This window comes from Paraburkholderia dioscoreae (assembly GCF_902459535.1).
GTDB lineage: Bacteria > Pseudomonadota > Gammaproteobacteria > Burkholderiales > Burkholderiaceae > Paraburkholderia > Paraburkholderia dioscoreae.
Genome location: NZ_LR699553.1, coordinates 1,988,910 through 2,006,555 on the forward strand (window position 1 = coordinate 1,988,910; position 17,646 = coordinate 2,006,555).

15 protein-coding genes are annotated in these 17,646 nt (G+C 64.1%); 13 read left to right on the forward strand and 2 right to left on the reverse strand.

Annotated features, from left to right (window positions below; translation table 11 throughout):
• Nucleotides 1-43: 43 nt before the first annotated feature.
• The 3 genes from PDMSB3_RS08900 to PDMSB3_RS08910 all read left to right on the forward strand — a co-directional run bounded on the left by PDMSB3_RS08900 (nucleotide 44) and on the right by PDMSB3_RS08910 (nucleotide 2,917).
• Nucleotides 44-1,081, forward strand: a complete 1,038-nt coding sequence (locus PDMSB3_RS08900; RefSeq protein ID WP_007182068.1) for an ABC transporter substrate-binding protein — start codon at nucleotides 44-46, stop codon at nucleotides 1,079-1,081.
• Nucleotides 1,082-1,206: 125 nt separating this feature from the next.
• Complete coding sequence (locus PDMSB3_RS08905; protein ID WP_007182067.1) at nucleotides 1,207-2,019, forward strand: ABC transporter ATP-binding protein; 813 nt, start codon at nucleotides 1,207-1,209, stop codon at nucleotides 2,017-2,019.
• A gap of 73 nt (nucleotides 2,020-2,092) precedes the next feature.
• Nucleotides 2,093-2,917: an ABC transporter permease gene (locus PDMSB3_RS08910; RefSeq protein ID WP_007182066.1), complete on the forward strand. Its 825-nt coding sequence runs from the start codon at nucleotides 2,093-2,095 to the stop codon at nucleotides 2,915-2,917.
• 125 nt (nucleotides 2,918-3,042) lie between these two features.
• Here PDMSB3_RS08910 and PDMSB3_RS08915 read toward each other — a convergent pair whose 3' ends face one another.
• Nucleotides 3,043-4,017 carry an NADPH:quinone oxidoreductase family protein gene (locus PDMSB3_RS08915; protein ID WP_007182065.1) on the reverse strand — a complete coding sequence of 325 codons (975 nt, stop codon included), beginning with the start codon at nucleotides 4,015-4,017 and terminating at the stop codon, nucleotides 3,043-3,045.
• A gap of 235 nt (nucleotides 4,018-4,252) precedes the next feature.
• Here PDMSB3_RS08915 and surE point away from each other — a divergent pair, with 235 nt between their 5' ends.
• The 6 genes from surE (at nucleotide 4,253) to rlmD (ending at nucleotide 10,575) form a co-directional block, all read left to right on the forward strand.
• Nucleotides 4,253-5,011: a 5'/3'-nucleotidase SurE gene (gene surE / locus PDMSB3_RS08920; protein ID WP_165185822.1), complete on the forward strand. Its 759-nt coding sequence runs from the start codon at nucleotides 4,253-4,255 to the stop codon at nucleotides 5,009-5,011.
• Nucleotides 5,008-6,099 carry a protein-L-isoaspartate(D-aspartate) O-methyltransferase gene (locus PDMSB3_RS08925; RefSeq protein ID WP_165185825.1) on the forward strand — a complete coding sequence of 364 codons (1,092 nt, stop codon included), beginning with the start codon at nucleotides 5,008-5,010 and terminating at the stop codon, nucleotides 6,097-6,099. The genes surE and PDMSB3_RS08925 overlap by 4 nt, the downstream gene beginning before the upstream one ends.
• A gap of 5 nt (nucleotides 6,100-6,104) precedes the next feature.
• Nucleotides 6,105-7,040, forward strand: coding sequence for a peptidoglycan DD-metalloendopeptidase family protein (locus tag PDMSB3_RS08930; RefSeq protein WP_007182062.1), 936 nt, complete (start codon nucleotides 6,105-6,107; stop codon nucleotides 7,038-7,040).
• 11 nt (nucleotides 7,041-7,051) lie between these two features.
• Nucleotides 7,052-8,134, forward strand: coding sequence for an RNA polymerase sigma factor RpoS (rpoS, locus tag PDMSB3_RS08935; RefSeq protein ID WP_165185828.1), 1,083 nt, complete (start codon nucleotides 7,052-7,054; stop codon nucleotides 8,132-8,134).
• Nucleotides 8,135-8,138: 4 nt separating this feature from the next.
• Nucleotides 8,139-8,915 carry a 3'-5' exonuclease gene (locus PDMSB3_RS08940; protein ID WP_007182060.1) on the forward strand — a complete coding sequence of 259 codons (777 nt, stop codon included), beginning with the start codon at nucleotides 8,139-8,141 and terminating at the stop codon, nucleotides 8,913-8,915.
• A gap of 241 nt (nucleotides 8,916-9,156) precedes the next feature.
• Nucleotides 9,157-10,575 (forward strand): 23S rRNA (uracil(1939)-C(5))-methyltransferase RlmD, encoded by a 1,419-nt coding sequence (rlmD, locus tag PDMSB3_RS08945; RefSeq protein ID WP_007182059.1) that lies wholly within the window; start codon nucleotides 9,157-9,159, stop codon nucleotides 10,573-10,575.
• A 122-nt stretch (nucleotides 10,576-10,697) separates the two neighbouring features.
• On the opposite strand, the gene PDMSB3_RS08950 is transcribed toward rlmD, so the two are convergent.
• Entirely contained in the window at nucleotides 10,698-11,558 is an 861-nt protein-coding gene (locus PDMSB3_RS08950) for an outer membrane protein assembly factor BamD (protein ID WP_007182058.1), read from the reverse strand.
• Between the two features lie 38 nt (nucleotides 11,559-11,596).
• Between PDMSB3_RS08950 and PDMSB3_RS08955 the strand changes: the two genes are divergently transcribed.
• The 4 genes from PDMSB3_RS08955 (at nucleotide 11,597) to PDMSB3_RS08970 (ending at nucleotide 17,529) form a co-directional block, all read left to right on the forward strand.
• Nucleotides 11,597-12,892 carry an RluA family pseudouridine synthase gene (locus PDMSB3_RS08955; protein ID WP_007182057.1) on the forward strand — a complete coding sequence of 432 codons (1,296 nt, stop codon included), beginning with the start codon at nucleotides 11,597-11,599 and terminating at the stop codon, nucleotides 12,890-12,892.
• A complete protein-coding gene (gene pgeF, locus PDMSB3_RS08960) occupies nucleotides 12,889-13,746 on the forward strand; it encodes a peptidoglycan editing factor PgeF (protein WP_007182056.1) in 858 nt (285 codons plus the stop codon). Before PDMSB3_RS08955 ends, pgeF begins: the two co-directional genes overlap by 4 nt.
• Nucleotides 13,747-14,366: 620 nt before the next feature.
• Nucleotides 14,367-16,199 (forward strand): class I poly(R)-hydroxyalkanoic acid synthase, encoded by a 1,833-nt coding sequence (gene phaC / locus PDMSB3_RS08965; protein ID WP_035518148.1) that lies wholly within the window; start codon nucleotides 14,367-14,369, stop codon nucleotides 16,197-16,199.
• 148 nt (nucleotides 16,200-16,347) lie between these two features.
• Nucleotides 16,348-17,529: an acetyl-CoA C-acetyltransferase gene (locus tag PDMSB3_RS08970; RefSeq protein ID WP_007182054.1), complete on the forward strand. Its 1,182-nt coding sequence runs from the start codon at nucleotides 16,348-16,350 to the stop codon at nucleotides 17,527-17,529.
• The last annotated feature ends 117 nt before the right edge of the window (nucleotides 17,530-17,646 follow it).

Genomic DNA, 17,646 nt, shown 5'->3' on the forward strand with positions numbered 1-17,646 from the left:
AGCCGATAAAAAACGGACAACAAAAGTTTGGAGACTCAAGACCATGCAACGGAGAAGCTTTCTCGCCGGTACTGCCGCACTCGCGGGCGCCACGCTCGCTGCCACGCCGCTCGCCTTCGCGCAGGGCAAACCTGAAACCACCAAGGTGGCGATCGCCGTCGGCGGCAAGAACCTGTTTTACTACCTGCCGCTCACCATCGCCGAGCGCCGCAATTACTTCAAGGACGAAGGGCTCGAAGTCGAAATTTCCGACTTTGCCGGCGGCTCGCAGGCGTTGAAGGCGGCGGTCGGCGGCAGCGCTGACGTGGTGTCCGGCGCGTTCGAGCACACCTTGCTGCTGCAGGCGCAGAAGCAGATGTTCCGCGAATTCGTACTGCAGGGGCGCGCGCCGCAGATCGTGCTCGCGGTTTCGAAGAAAACCATGCCGAACTACAAATCGATCGCCGATCTGAAGGGCAAGAAAATCGGCGTTACCGCGCCGGGTTCGTCGACCTCGATCATGGCGAGCTTTGTTTTGGCGAAAGCCGGGCTAACCGCAAAAGACGTCGCGTTCATCGGCGTGGGCGCGGGTGCCGGCGCCATCGCCGCGTTGCAGTCGGGGCAGATCGACGCCATTGCCAATCTCGACCCGGTAATGACCAAGCTCGAACGCACCGGCGAGATTCGCGTCGTGTCGGACACGCGCACGCTTGCCGATACGCGCAGCGTGTTCGGCGGCGATATGCCGGCGGGCTGCCTGTACGCGTCGCAAAGCTTTATCACGAAGAATCCCAACACCACGCAGGCGTTGACCAACGCGATGGTGCGCGCGCTCAAGTGGTTGCAAACGGCGACCGGCAGCGAACTGATCAACACGGTGCCGGAAGGCTATCTGCTCGGCGACCGCGCGGTGTATCTGGACGCGTGGCAGCACGTGAAGGAGGCCATGTCGCCCGACGGCCTGATGCCGGCGGACGGTCCCGCGACGTCGCTGAAAACGCTGCAGGCGTTCGACCCGAACGTGCAGGGCAAGCCGATCGATCTGTCGAAGACGTGGACCAACGACTTCGTCAAGAAAGCGCTGAGCACCGTCAAGGCTTGAGTCGAACCCGGGCGCGTGGGCCACGAGTCGGCCACGCTGCAAGCCGATGCGCGCCGCGCTCGCCGCGGCCCCGTTGCCATGATGCGACCACACACCGAATCCGATCTTTCGAAGCGAGCTGAACGATGACAGTTGCCGCCCTGGCGCTCGACAACATCACCTGCACGTTCGCTGCGCGCGACAACCACGCGCAGCGCTACACGGCGGTGAAGGACACGACCTTGCGCATCGCGCCGGGCGAGTTCGTCTCGGTGGTCGGTCCGACTGGCTGCGGTAAATCCACGCTGCTCAATGTCGGCGCGGGGCTGCTGGCGCCCTCGTCGGGGACGGTCAGCGTGTTCGGCGAGCCGCTCCGCGGCATCAACCGGCGCGCCGGCTATATGTTCCAGGCCGACGCGCTGATGCCGTGGCGCTCGGCCATCGACAACGTCATGGCCGGCCTCGCTTTCCACGGCGTGCCGCCCGCTGAAGCACGCGTCAAGGCCGACGAGTGGTTGAAACGCGTCGGCCTCGGCGGCTTCGGCGATCGTTATCCGCATCAGTTGTCGGGCGGCATGCGCAAGCGCGTCGCGATGGCGCAGACGCTGATTCTCGATCCGGACATCATCCTGATGGACGAGCCGTTTTCCGCGCTCGATATCCAGACGCGTCAGTTGATGGAAAACGAGTTGCTCGACCTGTGGGCCGCCAGGCGCAAAGCGGTGTTGTTCATCACGCACGATCTCGACGAAGCGATCGCCATGTCGGATCGCGTAGTGGTGCTCTCGGCGGGGCCGGGCACACACCCGATCGGCGAATTCACGATCGATCTGCCGCGTCCGCGCGATGTGGCGGAAATCCGCGCGCATCCGCGCTTCGTCGAGTTGCATGCGCAGATCTGGAGCGTGTTGCGCGACGAGGTGCTCAAAGGCTATCAACAGCAGCTCACCGCCGTTTAAGCGCGTCACGTAATTGCGTCACGTAGGGGCGTCGTGTATTGGCGTCGATCAATCGTCCAAGGCAAACCGAGTCATGTGGAAGACGTTGCGCCCAAACCGGGCGAATCTGGTGATCTGGCAATGGCTGCTGCTGGTGCTGTGCTTCGTACTCTGGTACGTGCTGACCAGTCCGACGCTGCTGCCGGCGTTCTATTTCGACGACCCGAATAAAGCGGCGTTCTTCTTCGGCGAGCCGCAGAAGGTGTTGCAGCGGATCTGGGAGTGGTTCACGGGCGGCGAGATCTATCTGCACCTGTGGATCACGCTGGTCGAAACCGTGCTCGCGTTCACGCTCGGCACCGCGCTCGGGCTCGGCGTGGGCTTGTGGCTCGCGCTCTCGCCGCTCGCGAGCGCGCTGTTCGATCCGTATATCAAAGCCGCTAACTCGATGCCGCGCGTGATTCTCGCGCCGATCTTCGGCGTGTGGTTCGGGCTGGGCATCTGGTCGAAGGTGGCGCTCGGTGTCACGCTGGTGTTTTTTATCGTGTTCTTCAACGTCTATCAGGGCGTGAAGGAAGTCAGTCCGGTCGTGCTCGCCAACGCGCGCATGCTCGGCGCGAACCGCAAGCAGTTGCTGCGCTTCGTCTATTTGCCGAGCGCGATGAGCTGGGTGTTTTCCAGCTTGCATACGTCGGTGGGGCTGGCGTTCGTCGGCTCGGTGGTGGGGGAGTATCTCGGCTCCGCGCGCGGCGTCGGCTATCTGATTCTGCAGGCCGAAGGCACCTTCGATATCAATACCGTGTTTGCGGGGATTCTGGTGCTGACCGCGTTCGCGCTGATTCTGGATGCGATTGTCGGCATGGGCGAGCGGCGCCTGATGAAGTGGCAGCCCAAGACAGGCGACACGGAAAAGCTGTAGGCCTACGAGCGCAAACTTGCTCAGCAGCGAGCTTTAACGAAAAACGGCGCACGGGTTGGAAAACCGCGCGCCGTTTTTTCGACCACCAGAACGAAGCGCTCGATCAGGCGACGTCGATGCTTCGACTAAGGCGTAATCACCACCTTCCCGATCACGCGACGCTCAGCCATGTCACGCAACGCGCGCCCAGTGTCCTCGAGCGGATAGCGCGCCGACACGTACGGCTTGAGCTTGCCCTCACCGATCCAGCGTGTCATCTGCTCGAACGCCGCGTGATTATGCTGCGGCTCGCGCTTCGCGAAGTCGCCCCAGAACACGCCGACCAGACTCGCGCCTTTGAGTAGCGTCAGGTTGAGCGGCAGCTTCGGAATCTCGCCGTTGGCAAAGCCGACCACCAGATAACGTCCGCGCCAACCGATGCTGCGAAACGCCGGCTCCGCATACACGCCGCCGACGGGGTCGTAGATCACATCCGGGCCTTTCCCGTCGGTAAGCGCCTTGATGCGCTCGCGCAGATCCTCGGTGCTGTAGTTGATGGTGGCGTCCGCGCCGTGCTTGACGCAGATCGTGAGTTTCTCGTCGCTCGATGCCGCCGCGATCACGCGCGCGCCGAGTGCCTTGCCGATTTCGACGGCCGCGAGCCCAACGCCGCCGGCCGCGCCCAGCACCAGCATCGTCTCGCCGGCTTGCAACGCGCCGCGATCGACCACGGCGTGATGCGAGGTGCCGTACGCCAACGTAAAGGCCGCGGCCAGTTCGAATTCGACACCGTCCGCCAACGGCACGCAGGCCGAGGCCGGCGCCAGCGCCTGGTCCGCGAAACCGCCCTGACCGGTGAAGGCAACCACGCGCGAGCCGGGCTTGAACTGCGTCACATCCGCGCCGACAGCGCGCACCACGCCCGCGACTTCCGAGCCGGGCGTGAAGGGCAGAGGCGGTTTGAACTGGTATTTGTTCTCGATGATCAGCACGTCGGGAAAGTTGACGGCTGCGGCTTTGACGTCGATGACGACGTGACCTGGCGGCGGTTCGAGGTCCGGCAGGTTTTCGACGACCAGGCTCTCCGGCGGCCCATATTGATTGCAGCGAATCGCGCGCATCGTGTCTCCATATCGATCAGGGGTTCGCAAGTATTCTGAGTGTAAAACAATCAGCACGACCGTGCGTTTTTATTGCGCTGCGCGCGTCCGGCGGGTGATTGCCGGATGATCGATGCACGGCTGGCTGGCGACTCGCGCGAGGTATTCGCAATGCTCACGCGTGCGCTTTGCATAAGGCGTGGGCACGGCCGGCAGTCTCGTTCGCGCGTCTTCTTTCCTCGGTTACAATCGCCGCATGCGAATCCTACTCAGCAATGACGACGGTTATCTGGCGCCCGGCCTTGCTGCGCTTTACGAAGCGCTCAAGCCGATCGCGGACGTCACCGTGATGGCACCCGAACAGAATTGCAGCGGCGCCTCGAATTCCCTGACGCTGTCGCGGCCGCTTTCGGTACTGCGTTCGGCCAATGGTTTCTATTACGTGAACGGCACGCCCACCGACTCGGTACACATCGCGCTGACAGGCATGCTCGACCATCGGCCGGACCTGGTGGTCTCGGGCATCAACAACGGTCAGAACATGGGCGAAGACACGCTCTATTCGGGAACCGTCGCCGCCGCCACCGAGGGCATCATGTTCGGTGTGCCGGCCATTGCCTTCTCGCTCGTCGACAAGGACTGGGTGCATCTCGAAGACGCCGTGCGCGTCGCCGCCGAAATCGTCGCGCACTATCTTGAGCAGCCGTTGCCCGGGCATCCGCTCCTGAACGTCAACATTCCGAATCTGCCCTACGACCAACTCGGCGACTGGCAGATCACGCGCCTCGGCAAGCGGCATCCGTCGCAGCCGGTGATCCGGCAAACCAATCCGCGCGGCGAACCGATCTATTGGATCGGCCCGGCGGGCAGCGCGCGCGACGCGAGCGAAGGCACCGACTTTCACGCGGTCGCCAACGGCCACGTGTCGATCACGCCGCTGCAGCTCGATCTGACCCACACGCAGATGCTGCCCGCAGCGCGCGACTGGGCGCGCGCCGGCAGCGGCGCTTCATGACCAGCGAGCGCGCCAAGCGCTTTCCGCTCGGCCTCGAGGACCTGGTGCGCGAACCGCGCCGGCCCGAAGGGCGTCCGGGCGAAATTCGCGCGGCGGCGCTTGCCGCGAGCGCGGCGCTGAACGCACGTCCGCAGCCGGCGAAGAACTCGTCGCCCGGGTCCGCGGGTAAGTCCCAGTCGCGGCAGGCGAACCCGCAGACTGCGGCGCAGGCGAAGCTCCAGACCAAGCCATCCGCGGCGACTCCGCCGAAGCCGCTGGCCGCGCCTTCCGCCAAAGCGCCGGTGAAGGCGCCGCTGAATGCATCGATGATGAAAACGCCGGCCAAGGCCGCCGTGCAGAATTCCACCGCGCGTCCCTCGCCGCAGCCGGCGGTTCCGGCCAAACCCGCCGCCCGCGCCACCGAGCGCAGCGCCGCGCCGAACGTTGCTTTGAACGGCGCATTGGCGCTGACTTCGGAACGGGTTCGCGAACGGATGGTCGAACGCCTGCGTGCGAACGGCGTGACCGATCAGCGCGTGTTGAACGCGATGTCGGTGGTGCCGCGCCACATGTTCGTCGACCCGGGGCTCGCCGCGCAGGCCTATGAAGATGCCGCATTGCCGATCGGTCATCACCAGACGATCTCCAAGCCCTCGGTCGTTGCACGGATGATCGAGCTGGCCGCCGCCGGTCGTGCGCTGAACAACGTGCTCGAAATCGGCACGGGCTGCGGTTATCAGGCGGCCGTGCTGAGCCAGGTCGCGCGCGAGGTTTACTCGATCGAGCGCATCAGGCCGCTGTCGGAGCGCGCCAAGACCAACCTGCGGCCGCTGCGCATTCCGAACATTCGCCTGCACTATGGAGACGGGCGGTTGGGTCTGCCCTCGGCGGCGCCTTTCGATGCGATCGTGATCGCCGCGGCGGGGCTCGACGTACCGCAAGCATTACTTGAACAACTCGCGATCGGCGGCCGTCTGGTCGCGCCGGTCGGCTCGCAGGAAGGCCAGAACCAGGTGCTGACTCTGGTCGAGCGCCTCGGACCCGCGCAGTGGCGCGAGTCGCGGCTTGATCGCGTTTTCTTTGTACCCTTAAAATCCGGAGTGATTTGACACCGATGAGTATGTTGCGCGCGATGCAAAGAACCAGACTGAATGCCCCCATGACCGTAACCCAGCGTAGCGTGTGCGTGCTCGCCTTGTCCCTGTTGATGACGGCCTGTGCGTCGCGGCTCGATCAGGCGCCTGTCGTCGACCGCTCCGGCGGCGCCACGCTCGGCACGCAAGCTGCGCAACCGGCCGTGCCGCTCGGGCCGCCGCCGCCGGGCTACTATCGCGTGAAGCCGGGCGACACGCTGTATCGGATCGCGTTGGAGAACGGCCAGAATTACCGCGACATTTCGGCGTGGAACAATCTGACCAACCCGAATCAGATCGAAGTCGACCAGTTGCTGCGCGTCGTGCCGCCGGGCGCAAATACCGCGGCGCTCACGCCGGGTGTCGCGACCGCACCGATCGGCGGCGGCGCTGCGGTGCAAAGCGCGCCGCTCGGCGGCACGCCGCCGTCCACGGGTGCTAACGCAGGTGTCGCGGCACCGCCGCTCTATGGTTCGGCTGCGAACAACGCGTCGTCGGCGCCGCCTGCCAACCCGGGCGCGGCGAGCGACTCGAATGCCGGCGCGTCCGGCAGCGTGGTCTTCGCATGGCCGGTGCGCGGGCCGCTGCTTGGCACCTTCAACGACTCGACCAACAAGGGCGTGAATATCGGCGGCGCCGCGGGCGATCCGGTGAAAGCTTCGGCGGATGGCCGCGTGGTTTATGCCGGAAATGGGCTGCGTGGTTACGGCAATCTCATTATCATCAAGCATGACGCAACTTATCTCACCGCGTATGCACACAACCGCTCTTTGATGGTAAAAGAGGGGGACGCGGTGACGAAGGGGCAGAAGATCGCCGAGATGGGCAATAGCGATTCCGACCGCGTGATGTTGCATTTCGAAGTTCGCCGGCAGGGTAAACCTGTCGACCCACTGAAGTATTTGCCGCCGCAATAAGCGATACGACCATGCCGAAATCGAAGCGCCCGCCACAGCAAGCCGAGTCTGAGACGATCAGCCACGCTATGTCCGCTTCGGTGGATGAAAGCGGCGCTTCGGAAGTGGAAGAGGAGGTCGCGGAGGAGCGCGATCTCGACGAACGCCAGGGCGGCGCGGACGAAGGCGGCGACGCCCGCGAAGGCGCGAGCGAAGTCGCGCCGGACGCGGACGACTTCCGCGCGCTGTTGCAAGCCGAACTGACGGCCGACACGATTCAGCACTATCTGAACCGTATCAGCGTCAAGCCGCTCCTGACCGTCGAGGAAGAGCAAAAGTATTCGCGTCTCGCCAAGGCGGGCGAGTTCGAAGCGCGGCAGGTCATGATCGAGCGCAATTTAAGGCTCGTTGTCAGCATTGCGAAGGGCTACCTGAACCGTGGCGTGCCGCTGCTCGATCTGATCGAAGAAGGCAATCTCGGCCTGATGCACGCGATCGAAAAATTCGATCCGACGCGCGGCTTCCGGTTTTCCACCTACGCGACCTGGTGGATCCGCCAGAGTATCGAGCGCGCGATCATGAACCAGGCGCGCACCGTCCGTTTGCCGGTGCACGTGATTCGCGAGCTCAATCAGGTGCTGCGCGCCAAGCGCCATCTGGAAAAGAATTCGATGAACTCCGGCGAAGCCGCCGAGCGCCGCGACGCCAGCATCGACGACATTGCCTATCTGACCGGCAAGACCACCGACGAAGTGACGGACATCCTCGCGCTGAACGAGCACACCGCGTCGCTGGACGCGCCGCTCGATCTCGATCCGGCGAGCAGCCTGCTCGATCTGCTGTCGGACGACCAGAGCCAGTCGCCGGACGCCGAAGTGCAGCACCGCGAACTGGAAACGCTGACACGCGCGTGGCTGGCGCGTTTGTCGGACAAGCATCGTCACGTGATCGAGCGCCGCTTCGGCCTGAATCACATCGAGCCCGCCACGCTCGAAGAGCTGGCCGACGAAATGGGCCTCACGCGCGAGCGTGTACGCCAGATCCAACAGGAAGCGCTCGTGCGACTAAAGCGCTTCTTCGCCTCCAACGGTGTTCGGAAAGACGCCGTTCTATAACCCGATGACACCGATTCTTGTTTTCGACATCGAGACGATTCCCGATGTCGCCGGCATTCGCCGCCTCGAAGATCTGCCCGCCACGCTGAGCGACGCCGAAGTCGCCGAGCATGCGTTCGCCGCGCGCCGCGAAAAGACCGGCGGCGATTTTCTGCCGCATCATCTGCAACGGATCGCGGCGATTTCCTGCGTGTTCCGCGACAACAACGGTTTCCGGGTGCGCTCGCTCGGTACGCTGGAAGACGGTGAGGCCGCGCTGGTGCAGTCGTTTTATCGCGTGATCGAGAAGTACACGCCGCAGCTCGTGTCGTGGAACGGTGGCGGATTCGACCTGCCGGTGCTGAACTACCGCGCGCTCGTCAACGGCATTCCCGCCTACAAGTTCTGGGATCTCGGCGAGGACGACCGCGAGTTCAAGTGGAACAACTACATCAGCCGCTATCACGCGCGTCACACGGATCTGATGGACGTGCTCGCCATGTACCAGGCGCGGGCCAACGCGCCGCTCGACGCGCTCGCCAAGATGTGCGGCTTCCCCGGCAAGATGGGCATGGACGGCAGCCAGGTGTGGCACGCATACCAGGAAGGGCGTATCGAAGAGATCCGCAATTACTGCGAGACCGACGTCGTCAATACTTACCTGCTCTATTGCCGCTTCCAGTTGATTCGAGGCGCGTTTTCGCCCGCGGAGTATGCTGACGAGATCAATCTGGTCAAGAATGCGCTGGCGCTGGAAACGGCGCCGCAATGGGCCGAGTATCTGGCGGCATTCGATCAGTAAGCCGCTCGCGGTCGAGCCGCGAAGGGGGCTCGCAGATGGCGAGGCTGCTGTGGCCTTTCGCTCCAAAAGCTCAAAAGCTACAAGGCGGTGCGAGGCGCTCGTCTCCGGCTCCCGCCGCCACCGGCGTGATCGTATCGTGGCTAGTGTGGCTGACGGCCATTCCCGCCGCGCCGAGTGATGGCGACGCACGGCGCTTCGTCTACAATCTCGCCTTTCCCCCAAGTTTGTCAGGAAGTAGCAGGTGTCCCGAACTGCCCCCCATCGCCGCGCGCCGAAGCGCTACAAGACGCCCCCGCCCGCGCCGGTACACGTCGTCACCGGCAATGAGCCGGTCATCGAAATCGTTTCGCTCGATATGGAAGCGCGCGGCGTCGGCCGCACCGAGACCGAAGACGGCACCCCCGGCAAGGTGATCTTCGTCGAAGGTGCGCTGCCCGGCGAACGCGTGAGTTATTCGACGCATCGCAGCAAGCCGAAATTCGAGCAGGCCGAAGTGGTGCAGGTATTCCGCGAAAGCGTGATGCGCACCAAGCCGAAGTGCACCTACTTCGATATTTGCGGCGGCTGTTCGATGCAGCATCTGGACATTCGCGCGCAGGTGGCCGTCAAGCAGCGCGTGCTGGAAGACAACCTCCAGCATCTGGCGAAGCTGCGCCCGGAAACGGTATTCCGGCCGATTCACGGACCGTCCTGGGGTTATCGCTACCGCGCGCGTCTGGCAGTGCGTTTCCTGCCGGAAAAGGGCGGTATGCGGATCGGCTTCCACGAGAAGAAAAGCAGCTATATCGCCGACATGAAGACCTGCGAAGTGCTGCCGCCGCACGTGTCGGCCATGCTGATGCCGCTGCGCTTCATGGTTCGCAAGCTGTCTATTTACGACCGCATGCCGCAGCTCGAGCTGGCGGTCGGTTCATCTGTGACGGCGCTGGTGGTGCGTAATCTCGAACCCATCACGGCGGCCGACGAACAGGTGCTGCGCGATTTCGCCGACGAGCACAAGGTGCAGTTCTGGCTGCAGCCGGGCGGCCCGGACACGGTCACGCCGTTCTATCCACTCGACGTGCAGCTCGACTACACGCTGCCGGAGTACGGCATCCGCATGCCGTTCAAGCCGACCGACTTTACCCAGGTGAACCACGCCATCAACCGCGTGCTGGTGAGCCGCGCGCTGCGGCTGCTGGCGCCGGCGCGCACCGATCGCGTGCTCGATCTGTTCTGCGGGATCGGTAACTTCACTTTGCCGCTCGCGCGGATTTCGAAGGAAGTGATGGGTATCGAAGGCAGCGAGGTGCTGACTTCGCGCGCGCTCGCCAATGCCGAATTGAATGGCATGGCGGGGCATACGTCGTTTGCGTGCCGCAACCTGTTCGAAGTCACCGCCGACGACATGCGCGCGCTCGGCCACTTCGACAAGTTCCTTATCGATCCGCCGCGCGAAGGCGCGCTGGCCGTCGCCAAGGCGCTGGCGGAGATCGCCCGGAGCGGCAATGGACCGCTGCCGAAGCGCATCGTCTACGTGTCATGCGCGCCGGCGACGCTCGCACGCGATGCCGGTCTGCTCGTGCATGAGGCCGGCTACCGGCTGGTGGGTGCGGGCGTGGTGAACATGTTCCCGCACACGTCGCATGTGGAGTCGATCGCGTTGTTCGAGCGGGACTGAACAGCGCCCCGTCCTGCCGGTGCGGCATGGCAGGGCGGCACGCAGGCAGGCACAAACAGAAACGCCACGACCGAAGTCGTGGCGTTTTCTATTGCCGGCCGGTTTTCAGCGCGCCGCGTGGATCAGAACTGCCACCACGACTTTTCCGTACCCGGCCTTGCATGACCCGTAATGTACGGGCTGTCAGGGAAGGTGCCGGCCAGCACGCGCTTCGTGTCGTCGGCCAGTTGCGGCTGGTTCAGCCGCTGATACGACAGCATCATGATGTGCAGTGCGTCTTCAATCGCCGGTGCGTTCTTGTATTGCGTGAGCGCCAGTTGTGCGCGGTTGATCGCGGCGACGTAAGCGCCGCGGCGGTAGTAGTAATCCGCCGCATGGACTTCGTGCGACGCCAGCGCGTTCACGATATAGCGCATGCGTTGCGCGGCGTCCGGCGCATATTTGCTGTTCGGATACTTGTCCACCACGATCTTGAAGGCGTCATACGATTCGCGCAGCGACTTCGGATCACGCTCGCTCATGTCCTGGCCGGAGAAGCGGCCGAACAGTCCGAGGTCGTCGTTGAAGTGGATCATGCCCTTCAGATAGTACGCGTAGGCGATGTCCGGATGATCCGGGTGCAGTTGGATGAAGCGGTCGATCGCCTGGTCGGCGGCGGCGTTTTCGTTGTCTTTCCAGTTGCAGTACGCGACGTTGATCTGTGCCTGCTGCGCAAAGTGACCGAACGGATCGCGCCCCTCGAGCATTTCGAAGTACTTGGCGCACTTGCCGAAATCACCACCGGTCAAGGCGTCGTTCGCCTCCGTATATAATTTGTTGTTGTTCCACGTTGCCGTCTCGTCGGTCTTTTCCGGCAGGCCGTGGCAAGCCGCCACAATGGCGACGGCTGCGGCGCACGCAATGTATCCGGCCACTTTCCGGGCCGCCTTCTTGATGGCCGCCAAATTGAGCGCCGTTTTAGTGATGGTGTTCAAGGCTCGCATTTTCCAGTCTAGCTTTACGTCCAGGTGACCCAGACTCAATGACCCGCTCAAATACTCCAGGCGCCGCAACCGGTGCCGGGAATAGCAACGAAGATTATAGCGTAAGCGCCGACCCCTCCGACGCGTTGGGCGTCGATTCCCTCGACGACGATCTCGGCAGCGACGCGCTCGGCGCCGCGGCCTTGTCCGGCCTCGTGCCGACCATCGCGAACCGCGTGACGGACGAGACGCCGCGCAGCGTCGTCGTGCCCGACGAACTGGCCGGCGAGCGCCTCGACAAGGTGCTCGCGCGGGTGTTCCCCGAATTCTCGCGCAACCGTCTGCAGAGCTGGATCGAGGCGGAGCGCGTGCGGATCGACGGCAAGCCCGCGAAAATCCGCCAGCCGGTGCCGCTGGGCGCGACCATCGAGCTCGTGCCCGATCTGCTGCCCGAGCAGCTCGCGTTCACGCCGGAACCGGTGCCGCTCGCGATCGTCTACGAAGACGACACGCTGGTGGTGATCAACAAGCCGGCTGGCATGGTGGTGCATCCGGCGGCCGGCAACTGGAGCGGCACGCTGCTCAACGGTTTGCTGTACCGCTACGGCGACGCGGCGGCGGGCTTGCCGCGCGCGGGTATCGTGCACCGGCTCGACAAGGAAACCTCCGGGCTGATGGTGGTGGCGCGCACGCTAGAGGCGCAGACCGACCTCGTGCGCCAGTTACAGGCGCGCACGGTCAAGCGCCGTTATCTCGCGCTGGTATGGGGCAACATGCCCGAAGAGGGCACCATCGACGCGCCGATCGGCCGCGATCCGCGCGAGCGCACCCGCATGGCGGTGGTGACGAGCGCGTCGGGCAAGCCCGCGCGCACGCATTTCCGGCGTGTCGATTCGGCGATCTGGGAGCGTCAGCCGGTGACCGCGATTCATTGCGATCTCGAAACCGGCCGCACGCATCAGATCCGCGTGCATTGCGCGCATATCGGCCATCCGCTGCTCGGCGATCCGGTGTACGGGCGTGCGCGCGGCAAGCGTTCGGTCACGCCGCTGCCCGGCGGCTTCGCGCGCCAGGCGCTCCATGCATGGCGCCTCGGCCTGATCCATCCGAAGACCGGCCGCACGATGCAGTGGCGTGCCGACGTGCCGGAAGACATGGAGGCGCTATCCGCGGCGCTCGGCCTCGGCCGCGACGACGCAGGCGAGTTCGACGAGACGTACTATGAGGAAGACGACTACGAGGCGTCGCTCGACGAGGATGCCGGCGAAGACGACGCGCGCGATCACGACGAAGCCGGCGCCGCCGATGAGCACGCCGACAAGCACGATGAGGACGACGAGGACGATCGCACATGAACGTGCCCGAACTGAGCTTTGACGATGTCGTGCAGCCCACATGGAATGTGTCGCCGCGCGTGCGCGCGCTCGTCACCACGCGTAACGGTGGCGTGAGTGACGCGCCGTTCGGCCGCTGGCACAACGGCGCGGACTTGCCCGGCGGCCTGAATCTGGGCATGAAATCCGGCGACGATCCGGCTGCGGTCGCCACCAACCGCGAACGTCTGCTGAAGCTGGCCGGCGTGAGCGAGGCTGCGTGGCTCGAACAGATTCACGGCGCCGGCATCGTGCGTGCGGAAGAGGTGCTGGCACGGGCGCGCGCGACCGGCACGCCCACGCGCGCCGATGCCAGTGTCACCGATCGCCCCGGCACTGTGTGCGTGGTGATGGTGGCCGATTGCATGCCGGTGCTGTTGTGTGACGAAGCGGGCCGTGCGGTCGGCGCGGCGCACGCGGGGTGGCGCGGACTCGCGGCGGGCATTGTCGAACAGACTGCGCAGCGCGTCGCCGAACTCGCGGAAGTGCCGGCGAGCGCATTGCACGCTTATCTCGGTCCGTCGATCGGACCCGAGGCCTTCGAAGTCGGCCCAGACGTGCGTGACGCGTTCATGAACGGCGTCGGCGGCGCGCAACGCGATGCTACCGCAAGCGCATTCGTCGAGCATCCGCGCAATCCCGGTAAATATCTCGCCGATCTGCCGGCGCTGGCGCGTTTGCGTCTGCAGGCTCTCGGCTTGACACGGATTGCAGGCGGTGATCTTTGCACGGTCACGTTGCGCGACCGTTTCTACTCCTATCGCCGCGATCGCGAGACGGGCCGCATGGCGGCGCTGATCTGGCTGGACGATCAGGCACAGTCGATCGCGGACTGACCGACGCGAACGGCGCGCATCAGTCCGCCTTCTAATCCCGAGGCACACACCCGCATGACGACGTCTCGCGATGTCGACGTCATGCGGGCATGCCACGTCAGAGCATTGCCGCCGCTTTCTACGAGCACGCGTATGAGGGTTTATTCGGAGGGGCCGCGCGTGTTTTGCTGCGCTGCCGGAATTCCCCGGCGACCGCGTAAATCTGCCGCATAAACGGTCCGCATACGAACGGATAAGTGCGCATAAGCCTATGCAATATGGGCGCTTTTTTCGTTCGCGGCGACCGTCAATGACACATGTCCAAAAAGGGCGATCTGCTACACAGGGAAAACGATAATTAAAAAACTATCGCACTGCGGCAAAATCGGGAACAAGCATTGACATGCCTTGCGATGGGGAGCAAGAATGTTCCTCACGGATCCTCGTACAAGGGACAGGGCGTGACGAGGTCGCGAGCAGTTGCTCACGTGCGCACGAACCTGCCTCTCAACCCGTCCGCAAGGACTTACCGGTCAAAAGCAGGCATGGCAGCATCACATTCCTCAGCTTCCCCCAAGACGGACTCCGCGACGGAGCACACGCAGCAGGCCGGTACGAGCGGTGCAGCGCCGGCCCCAGGGATGCAACAGTTATTCGACGCCTGGATGGGCGCCTGGAGTTCGCTTGGCACGCAGCCCGGCAGTAACGGCATGCCTTTCCCTGTGCCTCAAATGCCGCCGCTTCAAATGCCGTTCCAGATGTCGCAAACAGGTCTGCCGCAGATTCCGTCGTTTCCCGGCATGCCGGACTTCGCCAAACTCGCGGCGGGATCGATGCCGGCCATGCCGTCCTTCGCCGGACTGAACATTCCGAGCGCTGCGATTCCCTCCGAGCGACTGCAGAAACTTCAGGCCGACTATTCGCGCGAGGCGATGGAGTTGATCCAGCAGGCCACTACGTCCGCGACCAAAGCACCTGAACTCAAGGACCGCCGCTTCAGTTCCGACGCGTGGAGTTCGGCACCGGCGTATGCATTCACCGCCGCCTGGTATCTGTTGAACGCGCGCTATCTGCAGGAAATGGTCGACGCGCTCGACATTGAACCCAAGGTGCGCGAGCGCATCCGTTTCGCTGTCCAGCAGTGGACGGCGGCGGCATCGCCAAGCAACTTCTTCGCATTGAATCCGGAAGCGCAAAAGACTTTGCTGGACAGCAAGGGTGAGAGCTTGCGCCAGGGCGTGATGAACCTGCTCGGCGATTTGCAGCGCGGCAAGATCTCGCAGACCGACGAATCGCGTTTCGTGGTCGGCGACAATCTCGCGAACACCGAAGGCTCGGTCGTGTTCGAAAACGAGCTGATGCAGTTGATCCAGTACAAGCCGCGCACGGCGAGCGTGCGCGAGCGGCCGCTGCTCATCGTGCCGCCTTGCATCAACAAGTTCTACATTCTCGATCTGCAACCGGAAAATTCGCTGGTGGCCCACGGACTCGATTCCGGGCACCAGGTATTTCTGGTTTCGTGGCGCAATGCCGATCAGTCGATCGCGCATAAGACGTGGGACGACTACATCGGCGAAGGCGTGCTCACTGCCATTGAAACCGTGAGCAAAATCAGCGGCCGCGAACAGATCAATACGCTCGGCTTCTGCGTGGGCGGCACGATGCTGGCCACGGCGCTGGCGGTGGCCGCGGCGCGCGGCCAACATCCGGCCGCGTCCATGACGCTGCTCACCGCCATGCTCGATTTTTCGGACACAGGCGTGCTCGACGTATTCGTCGACGAGGCGCATGTGAAGATGCGCGAGCAGACCATCGGCGGCCAGAACGGTACGCCGCCGGGGCTGATGCGCGGCATCGAGTTCGCCAACACGTTTTCGTTCCTGCGGCCGAACGATCTGGTGTGGAACTACGTCGTCGACAATTACCTCAAAGGGCGTACGCCGGTGCCGTTCGACCTGCTGTACTGGAACAGCGACTCGACGAGCCTGCCCGGCCCGATGTATGTCTGGTATCTGCGCAATACGTACCTCGAAAATCGTCTGCGCGAGCCGGGTGCGGTGACCACCTGCGGCGAGCCGGTCGATCTGTCGAAGATCGACGTGCCCACCTTCATTTACGGTTCACGCGAAGACCATATCGTGCCGTGGCAAACGGCGTACGCGTCGGTGCCGCTGCTGAGCGGGCCGTTGAAGTTCGTGCTTGGCGCGTCGGGCCACATCGCGGGCGTGATCAATCCGCCCGCAAAGAAAAAACGCAGTTTCTGGATGCTGGAAGGCGACGTCAAAACGCTGCCGGAGAACCCGGAGGAATGGCTCGATCAGGCCGCCGAAGTGCCTGGCAGCTGGTGGCCCGAATGGACCACATGGCTCGACCAGTACGGCGGCAAGAAGGTGAAGCCGCGCGCCGCTGCCGGTTCGGCCGAATTCCCGGTGATCGAGCCGGCGCCGGGGCGTTATGTGCGGCAACGGGAGTAGGTTCGAGCCCGCTTATAGCCCGCTTATGGCATGGTTCTTTTCGGTGTGAACGCGCATCTTACCGAGTCAGGGCGCAAGCAGAAGGAACGAGATTTTTTAACTTGACGGGCTGCGGCGCATTTCGCCGACTCGCCCGGAGGATATGGAAATGACTGATGTTGTGATCGTATCGGCCGCCCGTACGGCAGTAGGCAAATTCGGTGGGTCGCTGGCGAAAATCGCCGCGCCCGATCTCGGCGCCGCGGTGATTCGCGCCGTGCTCGAGCGTGCCGGCCTGAAGCCCGAGCAGGTGAGCGAAGTGATCCTGGGCCAGGTGCTGGCGGCAGGGTCGGGCCAGAATCCGGCGCGTCAATCGCTGATCAAGGCCGGTCTGCCTTCGGCAGTGCCGGGCATGACGATCAACAAGGTCTGCGGCTCCGGCCTGAAGGCCGTGATGCTCGCAGCCAATGCCATCATCGCGGGCGATGCGGACATCGTGATCGCCGGCGGGCAGGAAAACATGAGCGCCGCGCCGCACGTGCTGCCGGGTTCGCGCGACGGTTTCCGCATGGGCGATGCAAAGCTGGTCGACTCGATGATCGTCGACGGCCTGTGGGACGTCTACAACCAGTATCACATGGGCGTGACGGCGGAAAACGTCGCGAAGGAATACGGCATCACGCGCGAACAGCAGGACGCGTTCGCGGCGTTGTCGCAGAACAAGGCAGAAGCCGCGCAGAAGTCGGGCCGATTCGACGACGAAATCGTGCCGATCGAGATTCCGCAGCGCAAGGGCGAGCCGCTGCGTTTCGCGACCGACGAATTCGTGCGTCACGGCGTGACGGCCGAGTCGTTGGCAGGTCTGAAGCCGGCCTTTTCGAAGGAAGGCACGGTGACGGCAGCCAATGCATCCGGTCTGAACGACGGTGCCGCGGCCGTGCTGGTGATGTCGGCGAAGAAGGCCGAAGCGCTCGGCCTCACGCCGCTCGCGCGTATCAAGGCCTATGCGAACGCCGGCGTGGATCCGAAGGTGATGGGCATGGGCCCGGTGCCGGCTTCGCGCCGTTGCCTCGAGCGCGCGGGCTGGACGCCGGCCGACCTCGACCTGATGGAAATCAACGAAGCGTTTGCCGCACAGGCGCTCGCCGTGCATCAGCAGATGGGCTGGGATACGTCGAAGGTCAACGTGAACGGCGGCGCGATTGCGATCGGTCATCCGATCGGCGCGTCCGGCTGCCGGATTCTCGTCACGCTGTTGCACGAAATGCAGAAGCGCGATGCAAAGAAGGGTTTGGCGTCGCTGTGTATCGGCGGCGGCATGGGTGTGGCGCTGGCGGTCGAGCGCGCTTGAGTATCGTTGCGTGACTGAAGCCTGCTGCGTCGGTCACGCGACAAACGGAGCGTTGCCGCGCGCTGAGGCGCGCGGTTAGCGGTGGCCTCGTCGGCCGGTCGCCCGGCGGCTGCGGAG